At 53.3% G+C, this 21,813-nt stretch carries 19 protein-coding genes; 6 read left to right on the top strand and 13 right to left on the bottom strand.

Annotated elements, in window-relative coordinates:
* Positions 1-7 precede the first annotated feature (7 nt).
* The 3 genes from glyS to BM025_RS08295 are packed head-to-tail and all read right to left on the bottom strand — an operon-like array spanning position 8 to position 3,772.
* Entirely contained in the window at positions 8-2,281 is a 2,274-nt protein-coding gene (gene glyS / locus BM025_RS08305) for a glycine--tRNA ligase subunit beta (protein ID WP_085849335.1), read from the bottom strand.
* Between the two features lie 19 nt (positions 2,282-2,300).
* Positions 2,301-2,834 (bottom strand): DUF6446 family protein, encoded by a 534-nt coding sequence (locus BM025_RS08300; protein WP_085849336.1) that lies wholly within the window; start codon positions 2,832-2,834, stop codon positions 2,301-2,303.
* Positions 2,831-3,772 carry a glycine--tRNA ligase subunit alpha gene (locus tag BM025_RS08295; RefSeq protein ID WP_085849337.1) on the bottom strand — a complete coding sequence of 314 codons (942 nt, stop codon included), beginning with the start codon at positions 3,770-3,772 and terminating at the stop codon, positions 2,831-2,833. The genes BM025_RS08300 and BM025_RS08295 overlap by 4 nt, the downstream gene beginning before the upstream one ends.
* Before the next feature lie 316 nt (positions 3,773-4,088).
* On the opposite strand from BM025_RS08295, the gene BM025_RS08285 reads away from it, so the two are divergent.
* Positions 4,089-5,840, top strand: coding sequence for a serine protease (locus tag BM025_RS08285; RefSeq protein WP_085849339.1), 1,752 nt, complete (start codon positions 4,089-4,091; stop codon positions 5,838-5,840).
* An 82-nt stretch (positions 5,841-5,922) separates the two neighbouring features.
* Here the strand turns inward: BM025_RS08285 and BM025_RS08280 are convergent, their stop codons facing one another.
* From BM025_RS08280 to BM025_RS08260, 5 genes are all read right to left on the bottom strand, one after another.
* Positions 5,923-7,371, bottom strand: coding sequence for a TrkH family potassium uptake protein (locus BM025_RS08280; protein ID WP_085849340.1), 1,449 nt, complete (start codon positions 7,369-7,371; stop codon positions 5,923-5,925).
* Between the two features lie 105 nt (positions 7,372-7,476).
* Positions 7,477-8,886, bottom strand: coding sequence for a PepSY-associated TM helix domain-containing protein (locus BM025_RS08275; protein WP_085849341.1), 1,410 nt, complete (start codon positions 8,884-8,886; stop codon positions 7,477-7,479).
* 88 nt (positions 8,887-8,974) lie between these two features.
* Entirely contained in the window at positions 8,975-9,340 is a 366-nt protein-coding gene (locus BM025_RS08270; RefSeq protein WP_085849342.1) for a hypothetical protein, read from the bottom strand.
* Positions 9,341-9,434: 94 nt separating this feature from the next.
* The gene (gene folE2 / locus BM025_RS08265) at positions 9,435-10,541 is read right to left on the bottom strand and encodes a GTP cyclohydrolase FolE2 (RefSeq protein WP_085849343.1); all 1,107 of its coding nucleotides are present in this window, start codon (positions 10,539-10,541) and stop codon (positions 9,435-9,437) included.
* Between the two features lie 99 nt (positions 10,542-10,640).
* Positions 10,641-11,825, bottom strand: a complete 1,185-nt coding sequence (locus BM025_RS08260; protein WP_085849344.1) for an aminotransferase class I/II-fold pyridoxal phosphate-dependent enzyme — start codon at positions 11,823-11,825, stop codon at positions 10,641-10,643.
* A 318-nt stretch (positions 11,826-12,143) separates the two neighbouring features.
* On the opposite strand from BM025_RS08260, the gene BM025_RS08255 reads away from it, so the two are divergent.
* The 3 genes from BM025_RS08255 to BM025_RS08245 are packed head-to-tail and all read left to right on the top strand — an operon-like array spanning position 12,144 to position 14,848.
* Positions 12,144-13,184, top strand: a complete 1,041-nt coding sequence (locus tag BM025_RS08255; protein ID WP_170842158.1) for an alpha/beta fold hydrolase — start codon at positions 12,144-12,146, stop codon at positions 13,182-13,184.
* Positions 13,185-13,208: 24 nt separating this feature from the next.
* Entirely contained in the window at positions 13,209-13,694 is a 486-nt protein-coding gene (locus BM025_RS08250) for a glutathione binding-like protein (protein WP_085849346.1), read from the top strand.
* 26 nt (positions 13,695-13,720) lie between these two features.
* On the top strand, positions 13,721-14,848 hold the full coding sequence (locus BM025_RS08245) for an alpha/beta hydrolase (protein WP_085849347.1): 1,128 nt from the start codon (positions 13,721-13,723) through the stop codon (positions 14,846-14,848).
* A 16-nt stretch (positions 14,849-14,864) separates the two neighbouring features.
* Here BM025_RS08245 and BM025_RS08240 read toward each other — a convergent pair whose 3' ends face one another.
* The 4 genes from BM025_RS08240 to ftsY are packed head-to-tail and all read right to left on the bottom strand — an operon-like array spanning position 14,865 to position 18,069.
* Entirely contained in the window at positions 14,865-15,476 is a 612-nt protein-coding gene (locus BM025_RS08240) for an inner membrane-spanning protein YciB (RefSeq protein ID WP_085849348.1), read from the bottom strand.
* Between the two features lie 15 nt (positions 15,477-15,491).
* Positions 15,492-16,394 carry a DMT family transporter gene (locus BM025_RS08235; RefSeq protein ID WP_085849349.1) on the bottom strand — a complete coding sequence of 301 codons (903 nt, stop codon included), beginning with the start codon at positions 16,392-16,394 and terminating at the stop codon, positions 15,492-15,494.
* An 11-nt stretch (positions 16,395-16,405) separates the two neighbouring features.
* Complete coding sequence (locus BM025_RS08230) at positions 16,406-16,837, bottom strand: hypothetical protein (protein ID WP_085849350.1); 432 nt, start codon at positions 16,835-16,837, stop codon at positions 16,406-16,408.
* A complete protein-coding gene (gene ftsY / locus BM025_RS08225; RefSeq protein ID WP_085849351.1) occupies positions 16,837-18,069 on the bottom strand; it encodes a signal recognition particle-docking protein FtsY in 1,233 nt (410 codons plus the stop codon). The genes BM025_RS08230 and ftsY overlap by 1 nt, the downstream gene beginning before the upstream one ends.
* A gap of 281 nt (positions 18,070-18,350) precedes the next feature.
* Here ftsY and BM025_RS08220 point away from each other — a divergent pair, with 281 nt between their 5' ends.
* Positions 18,351-18,752 (top strand): hypothetical protein, encoded by a 402-nt coding sequence (locus tag BM025_RS08220; RefSeq protein ID WP_090875305.1) that lies wholly within the window; start codon positions 18,351-18,353, stop codon positions 18,750-18,752.
* Positions 18,753-18,812: 60 nt separating this feature from the next.
* On the opposite strand, the gene xseA is transcribed toward BM025_RS08220, so the two are convergent.
* Complete coding sequence (gene xseA / locus BM025_RS08215; protein WP_085849353.1) at positions 18,813-20,342, bottom strand: exodeoxyribonuclease VII large subunit; 1,530 nt, start codon at positions 20,340-20,342, stop codon at positions 18,813-18,815.
* 101 nt (positions 20,343-20,443) lie between these two features.
* Here xseA and purD point away from each other — a divergent pair, with 101 nt between their 5' ends.
* Positions 20,444-21,706: a phosphoribosylamine--glycine ligase gene (gene purD / locus BM025_RS08210; protein ID WP_085849354.1), complete on the top strand. Its 1,263-nt coding sequence runs from the start codon at positions 20,444-20,446 to the stop codon at positions 21,704-21,706.
* Positions 21,707-21,813 lie beyond the last annotated feature (107 nt).

The following is a 21,813-nucleotide window of genomic DNA, read 5'->3' as shown; positions in this document are numbered from 1 at the left end:
TTCAAACTTACCCGTCGAGTTTCGTCAAATCGGCGACAGACAGACAGATATCACGGATGCGCCCCAACAAATTCAAACGATTGCGGCGCACCACTTCGTTGTCAGCGTTGACCTGAACCGCTTCAAAGAACGCATCCACGGACGCACGCATGGCCGCCATGGCAGACATTGCGCTTGCGAAATCCTCAGACGCCATTGCCGGTTTGATCGCCGCCTCTGCGGTATCAAGGGCTGCAAACAGCGCCTTTTCCACATCACTTTCAGCGAATTTGATGTCGGGTCCGTAAGAATATTCAACGCCATCTTTGGCTTCGGCTTGCGACAGAATGTTGTTGGCGCGTTTGAACCCTTGGATCAGGTTTTGACCGTCTTCGGTGGCGAGAGTTTCAGACAAAGCACGGGCACGTTTGACGAGCAAAGTGATGTCGTCAGCCCCGTCCATTGCAAGACAGGCATCAATCACATCGTGACGAATGCCTTCGTCTTTCAGGAAGACTTTGAGACGGTCGTGGAAGAAGGACAGGAGATCAGCCGACGTCTTTGTAGGAGCAAGAGCAATTCTTCGATCAGATTCGTCTGAGTTTTCAAGTCCCAAGTCATTTTCTGGCATTCTCCAGTACAGCAAAAGACCGGCTTCATTGCCACTCTCATAGGGAGTTTGGACCCAACGTATTTTTTTCAGGCTACCATCTTCAGCATACTGCTCCAAATCCATTTTCAACACACTGTGCTCTGCTGCAAGGCGATCATAGATAGAAACTATGTGTCGGTAGAAGTTAGCTCTTAGCGAAACGCGTGCTTCATTGTTCACAATCAAACGGATCACACCCAAAGCTGCACGACGTAGAGCAAATGGGTCTTTCGATCCTGTGGGTTTCTGTTCAATCGCCCAAAATCCTGTCAGCGTGTCGAGCTTATCGGCAAGTGCGACAGCAACAGACACGGGATCGGTTGGCACATCATCTGATGGCCCCAATGGGGAATAGTGATCGCGGCAAGCGTCTGCCACAGCGTCAGAAAGCCCAGCTTTTTTCGCGTAATAGCGCCCCATGATGCCTTGCAGTTCGGGGAACTCATAGACCATTTCAGACGACAGATCGGCCTTGGCGACTTTGGCGGCCAATTCGGCCTCATCAGCATCCGCGCCCACAATCGGGGCGATTTCGCGGGCAAGCGCCGCAATACGTGCAATACGGTCAGACTGTGACCCGAGTTTGTTGTGGAACGTGACATTGGCCAATGGCGCGGCCATGGCTTCAAAGCCCTCACGCTCTACCGTGCGGATGTCATTGTCCCAAAAGAATTTCGCATCGGCCAGACGTGCAGACAGAACCTTTTCGTTGCCCGCCAAAATAGTCGCGCCTTGGTCTGCGGTTTCACGGTTGGCAACAGTGACGAATTTTTCGATACGTGCGGTCTTTGGATTGCGCACGGAAAAGAACTTTTGGTGCTCTTTCATCGAGGTTTGTAGCACCTCTGGTGGTAGGCCCAAGAAATCGTCGCCGATGTTGCCCATCAACACGACAGGCCATTCAACCAGACCGGCGACTTCGACCAAAAGACCTTTGTCTTCAACGACTTCCAAACCTTGTGCAAAGGCTTGGTTGGTTGCGTCATGCCAAATGTGGTCGGCACGCTCAGAGGCGTCCAGCATCACGTAAGCGGATTTCAATTTGCGGCTATAATCATCGAAGTTGTTCACTGAAAACGCATCAGGTGCCATGAAACGGTGCCCGCGTGTGGTGCGACCAGATACAATGCCATCAATATCAAATTCGACCACTTCCGAACCATCTTCGGCAGACAAAACACAGATGATAGAATGCAACGGGCGCACCCATTTCAAGCTGCCAGTGCCCCAACGCATGGATTTTGGCCACGGAAAGTTGCGGATCGCATTTTCCAACACTTCGGCAATGATCGGCGCTGCGGGGCGGCCCTCTTTGGTGATTTTGGCGACATAGAATGTGCCTTTTTTCTCTTCCACCGTACCAAGGTCTTCTTTGGCAACACCTGCGCCACGCAAGAAACCAGCAAGCGCTTTTTCGGGCGCATCAATACGGGGGCCTTTGCGTTCTTCCACTGTCGTGGGGCTTTGCGCCAACAAGTCCTCAACGGACAATGTCAGGCGGCGCGGCGTGGCGAAAGCCCCCGCAGAGGCATAGGTCAGGCCAGCCTCGACAAGTCCGTCGGTGACCAGTTTTTTCAAATCCTCAGAAGCGCGTTTTTGCATGCGCGCAGGGATTTCTTCGGAAAAGAGTTCAATGAGAAGATCGGGCATATTCGAAATCCTTTAAGGCTTATTGGCCAGCGTTTGTTGGGGCTGGCGGACAGCCTTGGGGGGCGGCTTCACCGTCGTAAACAGTTGCGCCACAGGCATTGATTTGGTGCCACGCATATGCGCGACCATCGGCGTAAACGGCCAAAACGCGGTCGACACCATATGTGATATTTTCTGTGCCCATAAAGGCCAAGGCAGCACCGCTTTCGATATCTGCGGTCAACGCTTTGGCATCGAAACACCCAAACCAGTTGGGCGCAGTGAGCGGTGTCGGCGCGTCATGGGGAATGAATGTTTCTGACATCATAGCTTGCGACAAAGGCGTGTTGAAACATGCGCGGAATTTGATCGGCGATGTGTCTGCATTGATGCCTTCGAAATTGTCAGCCAAGATGTCTTCAGTCACGCCATCAAAGGTGGTCGCGGACATAACGGCAGCGGGGGCGCTGGCATCAATGGGGTCGTAGTAGGCATAGACTTGGCTGTAATACAGCCCTGCCCCGAAAATGGCTGTGAACGCTAGGATGCCGCCTGACACGATGGACCCTTTCATTGGGTGGCCTCTGGCACATACCCGCCAGCTTTTGTTTGTACAAAAGCATCGGCACAGGCTTTGGCCAATGTGCGCACGCGTCCGATGTAGGCTTGGCGTTCGGTGACTGAAATCACGCCACGGGCATCGAGCAGGTTGAAAATATGCGAGGCCTTGATGCATTGATCATAGGCGGGGTGCGCCATGATGATGCGTTTGCCGGTTTTGGGATCATCGGCTGGCACATCGAGTAAAGCGTGGCATTCTGCTTCGGCTTCTTCAAAGTTTTTGAGCAGCTTTTCTGTGTTGGCGGCATCGAAATTGTGGCGCGCGTATTCTTCTTCGGTTTGTTTAAACACATCACCGTATGTCAAAGGGGTCGGCGCAGAGGGGTCGTTGAATGGCATATCCATCACGTGATCCGCACCCAAAATGTACATCGCCAAGCGTTCAAGCCCATAGGTCAATTCGCCAGACACAGGCGCACAGTCATGACCGCCGACCTGTTGGAAATAGGTGAACTGCGACACTTCCATGCCATCACACCAAACTTCCCAACCAAGGCCCCACGCGCCCAATGTTGGGGATTCCCAGTCGTCTTCTACAAAGCGAATGTCGTGCAAGTCTGCGTCGATACCGATGGCTTTGAGCGAGCCAAGGTAGAGCTCTTGCAAATCAGGCGGGCTGGGTTTGATCACCACTTGGTACTGGTAGTAATGTTGCAATCGGTTGGGGTTTTCGCCGTAACGCCCATCTGTGGGGCGACGCGATGGTTGCACATATGCGGCGGCCCAAGGGTTCGATCCCAAAGAGCGCAGGGTTGTTGCAGGGTGAAAGGTCCCCGCCCCGACTTCCATATCATAGGGCTGCAAAATGGCGCAGCCTTTAGAGGCCCAGTAAGCCTGAAGTCTAAGGATGATCTCCTGAAAGGAGCGCGGTTTTTCAAGTGTCTGCGACATGGATGTCCCTGCCAATCTTGTGTCAGTCTTGTGTCAATCGGGCGCCAAAACAACGCGTGCCAGTGATCACGAATGCGGGTTTTAAATAGGCAAGCCACGCGGGGGCGTCAATCGAAAGCCACGTAAGTTCGCGCACCAGAGGGCGCAATTGCCCAGATAGTTTGCCAAACGCGATCAACTTCACGCGACTTTTGGGCGCCGCAGTGGAAAATACGCCAAAAACAACAGCTAACATGTTGACGTTAACGGCGCTCTGCTTTCTTGTCCTACCCGAAGAAAAAGAGCGACAACGCTCACACAGGACGCAAGGTTTTTTATGACACGTTATTTTGTTGCGATTCAACTGGGGCTGGTGGCCTCTCTGTATTCTGGTACGGCACTGGCCGATGCATGGATTCAAATTGAAGCCCAGCCTTCTTTGACCTCAGCAACACAATCCGCACGCGGCTATGCAACCACATTGCCCAATGTCGTAGGGTTTAAAATCTCGGGCCGCTGGCACGCCATCGCGTTGGGGCCTTATGCCACTGACATCGACGCAGATACAGCAAGGTTAAACTTGCGCGCACAAGGCGTGATCCCGAATGATAGTTTCATTGCAGATGGCACGAATTATGGCCAAGCATTTTGGCCCATTGGCGGTGTGGCAACACTCGCGCCCGCACAACCTGTACCAAACACCCAACCTGCGCCCGATGCGGAACCTGCCGCAAACAACGCCACAGATGTAGTGCAACCTGCTATTGAGGTGCCTCAAACTGAAACCTTGGCCGAAGCACGTCGCTCAGAGGCTGCATTGGACCGCACAGGACGCGAAGAATTACAGATCGCGTTGAAGTTCGCAGGCTTTTACAAATCCACGATTGATGGATCTTTTGGGCGCGGCACACGGGGTTCAATGGCTGCTTGGCAAGAGGCCAAAGGCTATGACGCCACAGGTGTTTTAACCACAGCACAGCGCAGCGAGGTTGTTGGAACGTACCGCGACTTTGTGGCCAGCCTTGGCCTGACATCCGTGAATGATGATGTCGCGGGGATGACCATCGACTTGCCCCTGGGTTTGGTTGAATTTGATTCATATGCGCCGCCCTTTGCCAAATACAAAGCCAAAGATGGCAGCGGCGTTGAGGTGTTGTTGATCTCTCAATCGGGTGACGAAGCCACGCTTGGCGGGCTTTTCGAGATCATGCAAACGCTTGAGATTGTCCCCACCGAAGGCCCACGCAACCGCAAAGACACCAGCTTTACCCTAACTGGAACGGACAGCGCCATCAGTTCAACCACCGAAGCGCGCCTGCAAAATGGTCGCGTCAAAGGCTTTACGTTGATCTGGCCGAACGGGGACGATCAACGCCGCGACATGGCGCTTGACGCTATGCGCAATTGGTCAGCAACAGACAGCGTTTTGCCCGATGCGTATGGCGACGGTGCCGCGCAAGATATTGATCTTTTGGCAGGCTTGAACATTCGCCGTGCTGACAGCGCAGGCACAGGGTTTTATGTCGATGACACAGGCCATGTTTTGACCACAGTTGCTTTGGTTGGTGCGTGCAGTGAGATTTTGCTAGACGACAACTATGCGGCCAAAGTGATTGCGACAGACGGCGGTATGGCGTTGCTTGCACCTGACGACGCTCTTGCGCCGCTTGCGCATGCGGCGTTCGATGTGCGTTTGCCGCGCTTGCAATCCGAAGTGTCCGTGTCCGGCTATCCGTACGAAGGCCGCCTTGGCGCTGCGTCATTGAACTATGGCATGATGGCGGAACATGTCGGGCTAAACGGCGAAGACGACGTGCTGCGTCTGACATTGACTGCACTTCCGGGTGAAGCAGGTGGGCCTGTTCTGGCTTCTTCTGGCGGCGTGATCGGTATGTTGGCCCCTACGCAAGTCTCTGGTCGCACCCTACCCTCTGACGTGGCCTTTGCCTATGACATGGAAAAAATCGCAGCATTCTTAACCGGAAATGGCGTGACACTGTCAGCGACGCAAAACGACGCGGACATGTCCGATGCGCAATTGGTTGATATGGGCCGGGATATCACCGCGTTGGTAAGCTGCTGGAACTGAACCGCAGCGATCACAGCTAAAACAAAGCCCCGCTGACATCTGTCATGCGGGGCTTTTTGTTCTCACTGCTGATCTATGGGGGTTAGCCGCGCCAGAACCGAATGGTGAACAAGGCAAAGACCGACATCACCTCAAGACGTCCGATCAACATCGCTGTCGCCAAAATCCACTTTGCAGGATCATTGATCGTCGCGTAATTGCCCGATGGTCCGATAATTTCACCCAAACCCGGCCCGATACAGGCCAGTGCCGTGGCCGCACCAGACACAGCCGTGACAAAATCAAGCCCTGTGGCGGCCAGCAACACCGCTGTCACCCCAAGCGTCACAATGAAGAAACTGAAAAACGCCATAACAGAAGACAACACATCTTCGGTCACAGGTTGGCCCTGAAAGCGCGGGGTGAAAATTCCGTGGGGCGAGTGGATTTTGCGAATCTGAGCTCGCACCGAGGCGATCAACAATTGATAGCGGAACACTTTGACCGAACACGCGGTCGAGCCCGCGCAGCCGCCAATCAATCCAATGAAAAAGAAAGCGACAGCAGGAAACGCGCCCCACAGCTGATAATCCGTCGACGCATAACCCGTGCCGGAAATAATCGATGTGACGTTGAACAGACCTTCGCGGATCGAATGTTCCAATTGATCACCATCGGCAATCAAACGGTACACTGCAAACACGCCAACAAAGGAAAAGATGATCCCCAAATACGCATGAATTTGCGTGTCGCGCCACAGCGGTTTGGCCGTGCCTTGCATCAATTGCACATAGCGCACGAACGGCAGCGACGCGAGGATCATAAAGAAAGACGCCACATATTCGGCAGGTCCCTGAAATGCCCCAAAAGACGCATCACGGGTGGAAAACCCGCCCGTCGACAAAGTGGTCAACGCATGGTTCAGCGCGTCAAACGGCTGCATGCCCACGATGATGTAGCTCAGGTAGCACAGCAACGTCAGCACCACATAGATGCTGGAAATGCTGTTGGCGATCTGTGCGGCACGCGGCAAAACTTTCCCGCCAGTGTCAAAGGCTTCGGATTTAAACACCTGCATCCCGCCCACGCGCAACTCGGGCAAAAATACCATCGCGACAACAATGATCCCAACGCCCCCAAACCATTGCAGCATTGAGCGCCACAACAAAATACCCGGCGGCAAATCATCAAGTCCTGTAAACACAGTCGCACCAGTGGTGGTCACGCCTGACATACCCTCAAAGAATGCATCGGTCAGCGAGGCTTCAGTCGCGCCCAACATAAACGGCAAGCCCCCAAATAGGGGCAAAGCAATCCAAATCACTGTGGTCAAAAGAAAAATCTGTTGAATGGACAAGCGGTCCGTCACACCATTGGAACAGGCCAACGCGATAGACCCACCCGCGACAAAGGTGATGAGACCGGATTCAAAAAAGACCTCCCATTCGCCATTCCCAAAGAGCAGATCAACGCCCATAGGGATGAGCATGGTCAATCCAAGCGCAGCTACAAGGTAGCCGATAACATATCCAACAGGTCTAAGATCATACATTTGGCAAGGCTTGGCGCTGCAACGCGCGCAAGTCAAGATGTGAGTTGTCAAAGGGGCACACAAATCTGTATGCCCCTCTGAGGGTTTTAAGTCATTTGGGTGTCTTTATGCCCGTGTACGCGGGCGGCGCAACACGAACAACAGATCAACAGCAAGCGCAAAGATCACAGCCACACCAGCCATGGGAAAGGCCAGACACAACAAAAGCGCAAGAACGACAGCCCCCTTCCACACGGGCATATCACGCGGCGCTGGGGGCGGCACGAGCCCCTTTTGCCCAGCAGGGCGACGCTTGAGCCACATCACCACGCCTGAGATGCACAAAAACAGGATCGACAGGCAGAACACCGTGTTCAACAACACGATAGGCAAGCCAACCGTGCCCATATGAAACGCGATCCCAACAGCCATGGCTTTGCCCATAAGCGAATAGTCTTCATATTTCACATCTGCTAAAATTTTGCCCGAATAGCGATCCACATGCACCGTGCGATCCGACATCGGATTGGCACTATCCGTGTTCATTGAATCGCGGCTCATGGTCCAAACACCAGTGTCGCCCTTGGGGAAATTCAACTGATAGCGCGCATCGAAACCGATCACGCGCGCCAAGGCATCGATGCTGTCCAACGTCACAGGCACACCGTCTTTCAAACCCTCACGCCCAGCCAAAGACCCTGAGGCAGGCATAGGCGTTTGTTCAAGTATCCAAGGCACCTCTTTAGGGCCATTGTTCATCGAACCATGCGTCACATCAGACAACGGCGCACCCCATTTTTCAGCTGGAAAACTCGACCACGCCTGTACAATTTTCTCACCCCAAACACCGGCCCATGACAGGCCCGAGATGAGAAACACCAGTAGCATCGCTGCGCTCCAAAACCCCACAACTGAGTGTAGGTTTTTCCAAAGACTGCGCCCGCGCGCGGCCAAGTTGGGCTTTAAAACAGACCCCGTCGACGTGTTCCGTGGCCACCACATGAACACACCCGTTGCGATAAGGATCAAGCCCAACGACGCGGCTATTTCGATCATCCGGTCCCCTGTGACCCCCAGCAAAATCGTGCCGTGAGTGTTGTCCATCAAATCGTATAGCCCTGAGCGACGTGCAAAGCTTTCGATCACTTCGCCCGTGTAGGGATCAAGCACGACCATCATCGCGCCGTCTGTGGTGTCCACCCGAAACAATGCGGCCAAATCGGGGGCGCGCGGCGCTGTATAAGCCTCAAGTGTGCCTTGTGGATACTGCGCCAAAGCGGTTTTGGCCTGCAGTGACAGCGCGATGGGGGCGTCTTGCGGCACAACTGCTGTGCGTTCCCCGTCACGCCCATCAATGAATGCAATCCACATCATCATCATGCCCGTCGTGGCCAGCATTATGAAAAACGGGATCACGTAAAACCCCGCGTAAAAGTGCCACCGCCATGCAGCGCGGTAAAATTTAGCAAAGCTTGCGGTGTCGTCTTGGGATGAACCTGCGCCTGATTGCCCAGCGTTTTGATCGAGTGCGACCATTGAAATGTCTCCGAATACCCATGCGATGCGGCGCGCGCTATGTGCGGCGTCCTACAGTGTCATGGTCAGTTTGAATTTGAGATACGTGTTAAATCAGATTCAAACGGTACGGCGGCGCGCGGGCAAACTGGGTCGAAAACGCCACCATTAGACCATGCACCTCATGCGGGCGCGGATAATCGGCAAGTTCAGTGAAAGACGGATAGGGCAAAGCCGCCAGCACAGTGGCGGGGCCATCCGAGATATGCGTGAGCGCGCAAGGGTCTGTTTCCATTGACACTTCGACAGGATTCCCATCGGCATCAAGCGTGATTTTTTGCAACCCTTTGCCGGTACAAATCACGATCACTTCACCACTAATGATCCCCAGCTCTGCAAGCAAAACTGTGGATTTGGGTACGATCAAACCAGAGGCCACGCCCAAAAATAGCAATATGTGTATAATGCGCATCATCACGCATCTCATAGCGTCTGCTGCCTCTAAGGGGAACAGTGCTGATCACAATACGGTGAGCCGCGACATCACGCCGCGCAAAACCTATGGGGTCTTACCCTACGTGAATGAGCGTGCTGAACAGTTTGGGATCAAGACTGTCACTGGCAAAGGTATCACCCTCGGTCAGGACAGACACCGCATCATGGGAATGCAGGCTTTCTTGGTGCGACGCAATGATACGAAAATCACCAATGCGTACGTCGTTTTGCAAAACTTCACAAAACAGACGCGCGGCATCTTCGACAAAAATCGGGTTGGCCGCGTTTAATTCCGCAAAGGCTTGTTCGTCTTCGCGTTTCACCATGACTTGGGTTTCGGTCGCCACGGCTGCGCGGCACAGATCGATAAGGTCTTCGAACCAAAGACAGCTTTGATCCTGCAAAATCTCAATCGAAATACGCGCAACAGAACGCTGCGAATGCGGTGTCGCCAATTGTTGTCGCGTGGTGCGGGCATGCTCAGACAGTTCCAACGAACAAGGACACGTTGAACTGTAAACATAATCCAAATGCATGATCTTTGTGCGCACACCTGCACGCTCCACCAATTCCAGCGCGATGTCATAATATTGATAGCCCAGCAGACCTGAGCGCAAAGAAGGCACTTTCATCGGGAACGAAAACCGCATTTGAATGCGCGCATCAAAGCTATCGAGATCAGACATGTAATCGTCCAAAGCCGCTTCAATCACTTCAAACGAAAAAGTCCGTTCGGCGTGCTTGTAATAAGACCGCATGATACGGGACATGTTGATGCCCTTTTTCTCGGCCTCAAGCGACACAGTGCCTGTCACAGATGTCTCAAGCGTCAAATCACCATCATCACGGGTGTGAAACTGGATCGGCAGGCGGAAATTGGAAATCCCCACATGCTGAATGTGCTGTTTGGCGCCTTTGATCAGACTTTCAGGACCGTTTTGCAAATCGGGCAACGTATCACGATAGGCCTCGTCCACCGTGAATTCTTCAGGGTAAGCGCGGCGCAGCGCTGGGTAATTGGCCAGATCCTGCGCTTCGGGCAAAAGCCGCGAAATCGCAGGGTCAAGTTCGGCCACTTCCGTGGGCGTCGCTGTGCGCGCCCAAGCGCGTAAAACATCAAGGGCAGCTTTGGCGTCACTGCGTTTCGCGTCTGTATCCACGTTGGCTTGGTGCATTGTCATGGTGTTCCTAAACCTATCAATCCAGATATAGCCCTTTGGCATCTATATACCAAGGGTATGATTGGGGTCACAGCTTAGATCATACGTCGCACCAATTGGTTAAACAGTCTCAAGCGCCGCCAACAAGTCAGCGATCAAATCGCCCGCGTCTTCCAAACCCGCTGACAAGCGCACCAAGCCAGGCGTGATGCCAAGCGTGTCTTTTTGCTCTTGCGGCAAACGTGCGTGGGTTGTTGTGGCGGGGTGTGTCGCGATAGATTTCGCATCGGCGAAGTTATTTGAAATCGTGAAGATATCCAAAGCATTTAAGAATTTGAAACACGCGTCCTTGCCGCCTTTGACATCAATGGTCAAAACCGTTCCAGCACTTTCGCCTTGGGATTTAGCCAACTCATATTGCGGATGCGCCACATGCGTTGGAAAACGTACAGCGTTGAGTTTTGGATGACCGTCGAGTACCTCACAAATTGCCAAAGCCGTGCCGGATTGTTGGCGCACACGCAAATCAAGCGTTTCGAGTGATTTCAATTGGACCCATGCGTGAAACGGGCTCATCGCGCCACCTGAATGTTTCATATAAGCCTCAACTGGGCCGCGGATCACATCACGTGTCCCAGCAATGATGCCGCCCAAAACGCGCCCCTGCCCGTCCACATGTTTGGTGGTTGAAATCACCGCCAAATCAGCGCCACAAGCCTGTGCGTATGAAAAGATCGGCGTTGCCATGGCATCGTCGACCACCACAAGCGCGCCTTTGGCATGAGCCACATCACACACATGTTTCAGGTCGATCACTTCCAAAGTCGGGTTGGAAATGCTTTCCAAAAAGACCAAAGCCGTGTCATCGCGAATGGCTGCATCCCATGCTGCGAGATCAGTGCCATCGACCAAAGTGATCTCAACACCGAAACGCCCCAGCACGTCTTCTAAAATGTACAGACATGAACCGAACAAAGCTCGAGACGACACAACGTGATCGCCCGCTTTGAGCAAAGACATCAAAGCGCCGTTCACCGCCGCCATGCCAGAAGCACAGGCAAAGGCATCTTCAAAGCCCAAGATAGATGCCATGCGATCTTCGAACATGCGCGTGGTTGGATTGCCGTAGCGGGCGTAGATGAACTCATCCGAGCCAATCTCGATAAAGCGTTGCTCTGCGGCTTCGGCTGTCTCATAGACGAACCCTTGGGTCAAAAACATCGCTTCAGACACTTCGCCATATTGCGAGCGGCGCGAGCCATCATGCACCAGTTTCGTGCGCAATTTCCAATCAGTCTTGCCCATATCGGCACCTTTCCATCAATAAAAAACCCCCGTGGTGATCCACTGGGCCAGCAGTGCGATCAAGAGCGGGGGTCACAATATTGCGTCTCGTCTTGACCTCTTTAGCGGTTTGTTGAACAGGCGCATTTTCACACGCCCAACGTGGCCCGCAATCCGGTAAACAAATCGCCACGCATTGCCAGTTTGGTAGCTTTGAGCCGCCCCACTGTCAACATCTGCGGGCCGAACTGTGCAAAAACCATCCACAGCACGCGGCAAAAATAACTAAAATCCGAGCAACGTTACGCCTTTGTAATGAATCCTTCACGGATTTGGAGCATGTTTAACCCAATCTCAAATCAATATATGACACGCCCAGCGGGGCTGCCTTTGGACATCTGTTCCAAAGCAATCGTTCTGGCGCGCCACTCAAGGATTGCGCCTATGCCTTTGCTGAGCTTGAATTTGGTCGATGGTCACCCCGAACTTGAAGGGGGAGGCTGCGCATATCAGGCCCTGACAGATCAACTGAAATCTCTTCCAAAAGATGCCCCCGTTGTCATTTGTATCCACGGGTATAAATTTTCACCACAACACAAATCCTTTTCGCCCCATCGTCATATTTTGGCGCTTGATCCAACGAAATCCTGCTGGAAAGCCATGAGTTGGCCGCGTCATTTGGGGTTTGGACGCGGGTTGCACAATGAGGGCCTGTGCATCGCTTTGGGTTGGACCGCGCGCGGCTCTATCTGGCAGGCGTTTACCGCGGCGCGCGACGCTGGCGACATCGTTGCAAAATTGATCGCATTTATTGACCGCCCCGTGCACTTGGTTGGGCATTCGTTGGGCGCACGTGTCGCCCTGCGCGCAATGGCCGTTTCAAAAGAAAAATCGGTGCGCCGTGCCATTTTGCTGGCCGCCGCCGATTTTCGCAGCTCAGCTATGCAGGCTTTGGCAAGTCCAGCGGGACAAACCGCCGATGTGGTCAATATAACGTCACGTGAAAATGATTTGTTTGATGCTCTTTTGGAAACTCTTGTGCGCGCGCCTGAAAAGCACGACGTCGCTTTGGGCATGGGCCTGAATGGAGCGGCGCACAATTGGGTTGATATTCAAATCGACCACGATGATTGCCTGAACAATCTGCGCCATCTTGGGTTTCGCATTGCCGCGCCAAGCCGACGTATTTGTCACTGGTCCGCCTATGTCAGACCCGGTGCCTTTGCCTTTTACACAGCCTTGATCCGAGCGCCCGACAGCTTGCCATTTGAGATGCTGCAAACCCAAATACCGCAAGTGTCGAGCCCACGTTGGTCCCGTCTTTTCAAATGGCCCGAAACGCATATTTCCTTGCCATTTGCACGAAAGGCGACATTCTGACGTAAAAGGAGGCAGCTTCCGTTTATGTCCAAACCCATTGATTTATATTATTGGCCCACACCAAACGGTTGGAAAGTGTCAATCATGCTCGAAGAGTTGGACCAACCTTACATCACACATTACATCAACATCGGCGCAGGCGATCAGTTTGCACCTGAGTTTTTGAAAATAGCCCCTGCCATGGACCCGCCTCAAGATTTGCCCTACGCCAAAGACCGTTACCGCGACGAAACTGCGCGGCTTTACGGCGTTTTGGATCGCCAACTTGCCAAAACTGAATTTGTCGCTGGTGATTTTTATTCAATTGCTGATATGTCAATTTGGGGTTGGGCAAGCTTGTGGGATGGTCAACAACAAACGTTGGATGACAAACCTCATATGGCCCGCTGGCTCGATACAGTTGGCGCGCGCCCTGCAATCATAAAAGGCCGTGCCTTGGGATCAGACCGACGTACAGATACAACAAAAGACAAAGACGCCCAAAAGAACATGTTTGGCCGAAAGCCATAATATTTGATGACAAGGACGCTCAAACAATGACGGTACTCACACGGCGCGATGTGTCCTTGGGGCTTTTAGGACTCGGGGCAACGGGGCTTTCGGCCTGCGCTGCTCCGCCCAAATTGTTGACCGCTCCTTTTGTTGGCGAACCGAACACGCGCTCTGTCTTGGTCGCGACCAATCGCACCATGGTGCCTGATCCCCAAGTGCAATTTATCGAGGGACGCACCGACGATGTCACGTTTATGAGCTACGACATTTCAATTCCGTCAAAGCGTAAACCTGGGTCATTTTCCTTTCCCAAGCGCAGTCTCGATCCTGAGCGCGAGTTTTATGTGGCCCGCACAGAGCAGTTTGATAAGCCCAGCGATTTCATATCGGACATAAACGCCAATATCAGCACAGCGCCGGGCAACAACGGCAATCTTTTGGTCTTTGTGCATGGTTACAACGTGTCCTACCCCGCCGCCGTGTTTCGTGCAGCGCAGATTTCTACGGATTTCGGACTGGACATGCCTTTGGTTTTGTTCAGCTGGCCCTCGGCTGGACGCATTTCGCGCTACGCCTACGACCGTGACAGTGCTCTATTTGCACGCTCAGCTTTGGCCGATACATTGGCCACACTTGCGCGCACACAAGCACGCAAAATCACTATACTCGCGCACTCCATGGGCGGATTGTTAGCGATGGAAGCCCTTAAGCGACTGTCGTTAGAGGGGGACACCCCCACCTTGTCGCGTTTGGATGGGCTAGTTTTGGCGCAACCCGACATTGATGTCGACGTGTTTCGCAGTCAGATGTCTGATCTGGATATTGAGTCCTTTTTTGTCGCTGTTTTGGCCTCGGACAAAGATCGCGCGCTGCGCCTTTCGTCTGTTTTAACCGGAGGCCACCCGCGCGTCGGCAACACGCAAAACATCGAAGATTTGCGGCGATTGGGTGTATTGGTCATTGATGTGACCGACGTTGCATCGCGTGATTTTCTCAAACACGACACCTATGCGTCCTCGCCCGCGCTGTTGCAAATGATCAATTCAGGCGTCTTGACGGAACGCATTATCGCCGGATCTCCGGGTCAAGATTTGCTAATTGAGGGCGCAAACCTGACCGGAAAAGCCGCGTTGGCTATCGCCTATCTGCCTTATACCTTTGCCGGACTTTAATACCGTTCGCAGGGTTTTAAAGAGGGTCATCGTTTTCAGGCTGGGTGGCATGACGCGCCAGCAAGCCTGATTGCGACATGAAAAAGCCGAACATCACAAGCGGCAATCCAAAGGTTTTGAACTTCACCCAAGTCTCGGTCGACATACTGCGCCAGATCAATTCGTTGGCAATCGCCATCCCGACAAAAAGCAAGGTGACCCGCAATGTCAGCTTCATCCAACCAGTATGGTCCATGGGCATCATTTCCCCCATCACCACGCGCAGATAGCTGTGCCCGCGCAGCAAGCCAAATCCTAAAATCCCCGCAAACAATGTGTAGATCATTGTCGGTTTCATTTTGAAAAACCGCTCATCGTTCAGGAAAATCGTCAGCCCGCCAAAGACAGTTACCAAAACCAGGGTCATGATCTGCATCGCGGACAATTTGCCAGTGAGACGCCACAAAGCAAACGTCGACGCGGCCAGCAACGGAATGAACAAAGCTGTCATGGCGACGAACCCTGTATAGGTTTGCCCTCCGACGACAAATTCACGATCTTTGAGCAAAACAAAGCCAATGAAAAACGCCAAGATAGGCCCCATTTCAAGCGTCATTTTCACCCATGGCTTCACGTTTTTTTCTGACATGTCCGGTCCTTCACCTTATCCGCCCATTTCCACTATCACAGCACCAAGAGCGATCAAAGCCATGAGCGCCAAGCGACGTGGCCCTACCTTTTCTTTCAACACCAACCAGCCAATCAAAGCGGCAAAGACAGTCGATGTTTCACGCAACACTGCCGCCTCACCAACATTATCAAGTCTGGTCGCCAACATGATGAAACCAAATGAAAAATATGCGATTATACCGCCCAAGAATCCACGTTTCATCAATGGAATAAGATCGGGCTTTTGGGGCATCGCCCTGTAGCGCACGAACGCGGCAATAGGCATCACAAAACCGTCAATGAAAAAGAACCATGCCAAAAACGTAAACGGATCGGCGGTCGCACGAATTCCGTAAGCGTCATAGGTCGTGTAAAGCGCCACAAATCCGCCCGTTAAAATCGCCAACATTAAAGCGGGTACCATGGTCTCGCGGCCCACGGTGATGGTGCGCAGATTGTACACCGCCAAACCAAAAATGCCCGACACCAAAACGCCAACGCCAAGCCACTGGACGCCAGAGAAATGTTCACCAAAAACGATCCCCGCACCGATCACGGTGAACAATGGCCCAGTGCCTCGTACCACAGGATAGACGACCGTGTATGCGCCTTTTGAATAGGTATAGCCTTGGGCGACTTTGTAAGCGGTGTGGATTACAAACATACCCGCGAAAATCACCCACATGTGTGGTTCGGGCCATGGCACCACAAACAATGCGAAAGGCGCCGCAATCAGGCCATAGAAAAAATCCATCGCCCCGCGTGACAGCCACGGATCGTGACGTCCTTTTTGCAATGCGCCGAAAAACGCATGCAAAATGGCGGCAGAAATGGCAAGAACCAAAGCCAAATGATGGCCCAGTTCTGTTCCTTCAAGTGAGATGATCCAACTGCTCAATCTGGGGCCCTTTAGGCTGCAAGACGGCGAGGCCGCGCAGGGATGCCTTCGATATCGGCGGCGGGATTGGTGATCAAACGCCCATCCGCTCCTTCGATAAATGGCACGCTGTCATCCAGATAGCTGTCTTTGATCAGCTGCTCTTCAAGCGCGCTGATGATGAAATCGGTGCGATATTCGGGCAAAAGCCCAACGCCAAACACCCGCAGTTGAATGTCTTCGCGCTCAGGATCGAGCACCAACATCGCGGTCCCCACCAAACGCGAGCCATCGACAACGACCATTTCAGAGTACAGTTGGCGATCTTCGGGCCATTCTTCTTCGGTTTGCTCTGGACACAAAGCATAATCAAAGAAAATGTCCTGCATGGCTTCGCGACGCGCAATGGCGTCCCCTTGAGACACCCAGTTTTCAGGGCCAATAGCTTTACAAATTTCGAGCATTATTCCTCCAGCCCCGTCAGGGCCGCGGCAAAATCTTCGGGATCAAATGGCGCCAGATCATCGATCTGCTCTCCCACGCCAATGGCATGAATAGGCAGGCCAAATTTATCGGCAAGGCTGACTAAAACACCACCTTTGGCTGTGCCATCAAGCTTGGTCATCACAAGCCCCGACACATCGGCCAGCTTTTGAAAGGCGTCAACTTGGTTAAGTGCGTTTTGCCCCGTGGTGGCATCCAGCACCAACAAAGTGTTGTGCGGCGCTGAGGGGTCTTTTTTGCGAATAACACGCACAATTTTTGACAGTTCTTCCATCAAATCCGCACGATTTTGCAAACGTCCAGCAGTGTCGATCATCAGCAGATCCGCACCGGATTCTTGTGCCTGTGTCATCGCATCAAACGCCAAAGACGCAGGGTCAGATCCTTCGGGGGCGGTCAAAACAGGCACGCCAGCCCGCTCCCCCCAGACCTGCAATTGCTCGACAGCCGCCGCGCGAAATGTATCGCCCGCAGCAATAACAACGCTTTTGCCCGCCGCGCGGAACTGCGACGCCAGTTTACCGATTGTCGTGGTCTTACCTGAGCCATTGACCCCCACGACCAAAACCACCTGCGGGGTCTTTTGGTACAGCGGCATCGGCACAGCGACAGGTTCCATGATGCGCGCAATTTCGCGGGCCATAAGCTGTTTAATCTCAAGTGCGGACAGTTTTTTACCAAAACGTCCCTCGGCCATGGCCGCAGTCACACGCATCGAGGTTTCAACGCCCATATCTGTGGTGATCAGCAATTCTTCCAGCTCTTCAAGCATCTGATCATCCAGCGCACGACGCGGCGCAGCGGGACTGGCGGTGCGCCCAAGCATCCGCCCCAAAAGGCCCGGCTTGCTGCCTTTGGCAGGATCAGGGGCCGCAGTGGGAATGTCCGCGATAGGCGCGATATCTAGGTCCGCGCGCGGAGCAGGATCATCGTGTGGAATTTCAGTATTGGGAGTCTCAACATCCAGTTCCGAGACGGGCATTGAGATATCGTTTGGCGTATCTACGATCGCTGGCTCAACGGGGGATGGCTGCTCAACCTTGGGCGCATCCTGCTCAGGCGAAAGCCCCGCATCTGGCGCAAGCGCAGACGCGTCATCCGCCGATGTATCTTGTACAATCGCATCAAGTCCTACGTCCAACTTGGACGAAGTTTTGAGCAATCGACTTTTGAGCTTTCCAAAGAGCGACATACACACCCACCTTTTCCAGATTTTGCAGACTTAATGCCGAATCTTTGTAGATGGAAGGGCTACAAACCTTTTGCGAAAGATTTACACAGTGATTTCGCCGCCCTGAACATGATAAACACGGACAGAGCTCAAGGTTTTCAATGCTCGGGCCCCTTGCTGAAATGCCTGTGCCGCATTCCCTTTTGGTTTGCCGATTAACGTTTTAACAAGCCCATTAACCCTTTAGTAATTTAGTAATAATGTGACTCGCCTGAAGCGTATTCAGATGGCATGATTGCAAAATGATACAACATTGCCCCCTTATGCTTGCCCCTGTCTTGCTTGCGGCCACATCTGCCACTGCAGCCGAACCGCTGTCTGGGGCGCAGTTCGATGCCTACGCAACGGGCAAGACCCTGACCTATGCTGAAAACGGCGAAGCCTATGGCGCAGAGCAATATTTGCCCAACAACCGTGTGCGTTGGGCGTTCGACGAAGAGACCTGCCTAGAGGGTGTCTGGTATGAAAAAGACGACAACATTTGTTTCGTCTACGAAGATGGCGCAGCGCCGCAATGTTGGAATTTCTTTTTAGAACACAACAAGCTACGCGCTATTTTCAACGGTGATAATGGCACCGAATTATACGAAGCTTGGGCCACTGACGGCCCACTTGCCTGCATGGCACCAGGCCTAGGTGTCTGAGCGTGACGTCACGCCCCGTTTAAAACACCCCTCCTAAAACTCTACCTTAGAGGTCCCACTTTAGAACAAAGACCCTTGGTCCGTGTCTGATTTTTTTGTTGGTTTTGACTTTGGCTTAGGGGGTTCTTTTTTCACCACAGGTGCTGCAACAGAACGGCTCACACTGCCGTCCAATGCCACACGTCCATCGGCAAATTCCACCTCATACATACGCGACGCCTCTGCAGCTGAGGTGACAACGCCATCTTTGGAATCGCGTACAACGGCATAGCCGCGCCGCAATGTTTCCCTATATCCCATCGCTTGACGCATGGCCTCAAGCCGTTCAAGTCTTTGCTGACGTTGCTGTTCTTGACTGCGCGCTGCACGCACAAGACGCTCGGACACTTGGGTAAATCGCTCGCGCTTGGCATCGATATTTCGCGCCACGAGAGCAGGGTGCAGACGAATTGACAGGTCATTCATCTTGTCAGATTTGACTTGTAGGGCACGACGTATACTGGCGGGTCGCAGCCCTGCCGAGACTTCTGACAGGTGCAGTTTGCGTTTCTGAACGCCTTCCATCAACGCCTGATTCATCCGAAGTTCGGCTTGATCAAAGCGTTGACGTGGGCCATCCAAAAGTCGGTCTTTGTTTGGCATGACACGCGCTAAATCGGACAGGCGCTGTCTGCGACGCTCTAACCCTTGGGTCAACCCCCGCGCCATACGGCCCTTTTGTTCTTGGATCGCCACCCACAATTCGCGCCGCACAGGCACGGCAATTTCCGCCGCAGCCGTCGGGGTTGGCGCACGCATGTCTGAGGCAAAATCAATCAGGGTTGTATCGGTCTCATGACCCACCGCCGAAATCAGTGGAATTTTGGATGCTGCGGCAGCACGCACCACGACTTCCTCGTTAAAACCCCATAGGTCTTCGACAGACCCACCGCCCCGCGCAACGATCAACAAATCTGGACGAGGAATAGCGCCATCAACAGGCATTGCATTAAATTGCTCAATCGCATTGGCCACTTCACGGGCACAATTTTGCCCCTGCACGGCAACAGGCCACAAAAGCACATGACGCGGAAAACGATCCCGCAGCCTGTGCAAAATGTCACGGATCACAGCCCCAGAGGGCGACGTCACAACGCCGATCACTTCGGGCAGATACGGAATTGGTTGTTTGCGATCCGCATCAAACAGACCTTCAGCCGCCAATGCTTTTTTACGCTTTTCCAGCATCGCCATCAAAGCGCCAGCCCCTGCGGGTTCGATGCTATCGACGATCAACTGATAACGCGACCCACCCGGAAATGTGGTCATACGACCTGTGGCAATGACCTCCATCCCCTCTTCGGGGCGCACGTCCATTTTGGCGACTTGGCCTTTCCAAGACACGGCGTTGATCACGGCTTTATCATCTTTGAGGTCAAAATACATATGACCCGAGCGCGGCATCGATACACGGCCCACCTCAGCACGAACCCGAACGAATCCAAATTCGCCTTCGATAATCTTTTTCACCGCGCCCGAAAGCTCGGACACCGTGAATTCAGGAGCATTTGAGGTGCCCTGAGGGCCTTCATCTTCGAAAAGGTCAGACATAGAGAGATGCGCGCCTTGTTTGATCGTCTGTTACACTTGTGTCAGCTTGGGCCAGACCTTAGAACGCCAACAACAAAAGGTGAAGCATAGGAATTGGCGCGATGAACATTCTCATTCTCGGATCTGGCGGACGTGAACATGCATTGGCGTGGGCGGTCTTGCAAAACCCTAAATGTGACAAGCTGATCGTCGCCCCTGGCAACGCTGGCATCGCCGCGATTGCCGAATGCGCCAACTTTGACATCAATGATGGCGATGCCGTGTTGAGCTTTGTCGAAGAAAACGCCATCGAATTTGTCATCATCGGACCAGAAGCACCTTTGGCTGCGGGTGTGGCCAACGTGTTGCGCGCCGCCGAAGTGTTGACCTTTGGCCCCTCACAAGCGGCAGCACAGCTTGAGGCATCAAAGAGCTTCACCAAAGAGATCTGTGATGCCTCTGGTGCGCCAACTGCAGGCTACGGGCATTTCACCGATGCGACAGCAGCCAAAGATTACATCCGTGCCCAAGGCGCGCCAATTGTGGTCAAAGCTGACGGTCTGGCCGCAGGCAAAGGCGTGATTGTGGCGATGGAATTGCAAGAGGCGCTGGATGCCGTGGACGACATGTTCGGCGGCGAATTTGGCACGGCTGGCGCAGAAGTCGTGATTGAAGAATTCATGGACGGCGAAGAAGCGTCTTGGTTCATATTGTGTGACGGCGAAAACGTGTTGCCCGTGGGCACTGCGCAAGATCACAAACGCGTCGGCGACGGCGACACAGGGCCAAATACGGGCGGCATGGGCGCCTATTCCCCTGCCCCCGTGATGGACGCAGGCATCATTCAAAAAGCGATGGACGAAATCGTCAAACCGACCGTGGCGGAAATGGCCAAACGCGGCATGCCCTACCAAGGTGTGCTGTATGCGGGCTTTATGATCAAAGACGGTCAGCCGCGCTTGGTCGAATACAACTGCCGTTTTGGCGATCCTGAATGTCAGGTGTTGATGATGCGTTTGGGCGCTCAAGCCCTTGATTTACTGATTGCCACAGCCCAAGGAACGTTGGATCAGGCCCAAGTCAATTGGGCAGATGACCATGCGATGACCATTGTCATGGCCGCAAAGGGCTATCCCGCCGCTTATGAAAAAGGCACAGTCATCAAAGGTCTAGATGCAATTTCTGCTGACAGCAATCGCATGGTATTTCATGCTGGCACAGCATCAAAAGACGGTGCAATTGTCGCCAATGGCGGACGTGTTTTGAATGTGACGGCACGGGGCGCAAGCTTAGCTGAGGCGCGCGATGCGGCCTATGCGATGATCGATCAAATCGACTGGCCTGAAGGGTTCAACCGTACAGATATCGGCTGGCGCGCGTTGTAAATCACACCACCCAAACTGATCAAAAATAGACGCCGCTTACACACATGAGCGGCGTTTTTTTGTGCATTCATATATACATAAAATACGCAAAAGACCCTGTGATGTGT

Origin of the sequence: Pacificibacter marinus, assembly GCF_900109555.1 — a bacterium.
GTDB classification, from domain to species: Bacteria; Pseudomonadota; Alphaproteobacteria; order Rhodobacterales; family Rhodobacteraceae; genus Celeribacter; species Celeribacter marinus_C.
This window is presented reverse-complemented; position numbering and strand designations above follow the sequence as displayed.

Bases quoted from the DNA above. Each gene is read 5' to 3' on its own strand.
- BM025_RS08280 (WP_085849340.1), bottom strand. From the start codon at position 7,371: ATGTATGATCTTAGACCTGTTGGATATGTTATCGGCTACCTTGTAGCT.
- purD (WP_085849354.1), top strand. From the start codon at position 20,444: ATGAACATTCTCATTCTCGGATCTGGCGGACGTGAACATGCATTGGCG.
- BM025_RS08250 (WP_085849346.1), top strand. From the start codon at position 13,209: ATGTCCAAACCCATTGATTTATATTATTGGCCCACACCAAACGGTTGG.
- ftsY (WP_085849351.1), bottom strand. From the start codon at position 18,069: ATGTCGCTCTTTGGAAAGCTCAAAAGTCGATTGCTCAAAACTTCGTCC.
- BM025_RS08260 (WP_085849344.1), bottom strand. From the start codon at position 11,825: ATGGGCAAGACTGATTGGAAATTGCGCACGAAACTGGTGCATGATGGC.
- BM025_RS08220 (WP_090875305.1), top strand. From the start codon at position 18,351: ATGATACAACATTGCCCCCTTATGCTTGCCCCTGTCTTGCTTGCGGCC.
- BM025_RS08245 (WP_085849347.1), top strand. From the start codon at position 13,721: ATGACGGTACTCACACGGCGCGATGTGTCCTTGGGGCTTTTAGGACTC.
- glyS (WP_085849335.1), bottom strand. From the start codon at position 2,281: ATGCCCGATCTTCTCATTGAACTCTTTTCCGAAGAAATCCCTGCGCGC.
- BM025_RS08240 (WP_085849348.1), bottom strand. From the start codon at position 15,476: ATGTCAGAAAAAAACGTGAAGCCATGGGTGAAAATGACGCTTGAAATG.
- folE2 (WP_085849343.1), bottom strand. From the start codon at position 10,541: ATGACAATGCACCAAGCCAACGTGGATACAGACGCGAAACGCAGTGAC.
- xseA (WP_085849353.1), bottom strand. From the start codon at position 20,342: ATGTCTGACCTTTTCGAAGATGAAGGCCCTCAGGGCACCTCAAATGCT.
- BM025_RS08285 (WP_085849339.1), top strand. From the start codon at position 4,089: ATGACACGTTATTTTGTTGCGATTCAACTGGGGCTGGTGGCCTCTCTG.
- BM025_RS08270 (WP_085849342.1), bottom strand. From the start codon at position 9,340: ATGATGCGCATTATACACATATTGCTATTTTTGGGCGTGGCCTCTGGT.
- BM025_RS08275 (WP_085849341.1), bottom strand. From the start codon at position 8,886: ATGGTCGCACTCGATCAAAACGCTGGGCAATCAGGCGCAGGTTCATCC.
- BM025_RS08295 (WP_085849337.1), bottom strand. From the start codon at position 3,772: ATGTCGCAGACACTTGAAAAACCGCGCTCCTTTCAGGAGATCATCCTT.
- BM025_RS08300 (WP_085849336.1), bottom strand. From the start codon at position 2,834: ATGAAAGGGTCCATCGTGTCAGGCGGCATCCTAGCGTTCACAGCCATT.
- BM025_RS08230 (WP_085849350.1), bottom strand. From the start codon at position 16,837: ATGCTCGAAATTTGTAAAGCTATTGGCCCTGAAAACTGGGTGTCTCAA.
- BM025_RS08255 (WP_170842158.1), top strand. From the start codon at position 12,144: ATGTTTAACCCAATCTCAAATCAATATATGACACGCCCAGCGGGGCTG.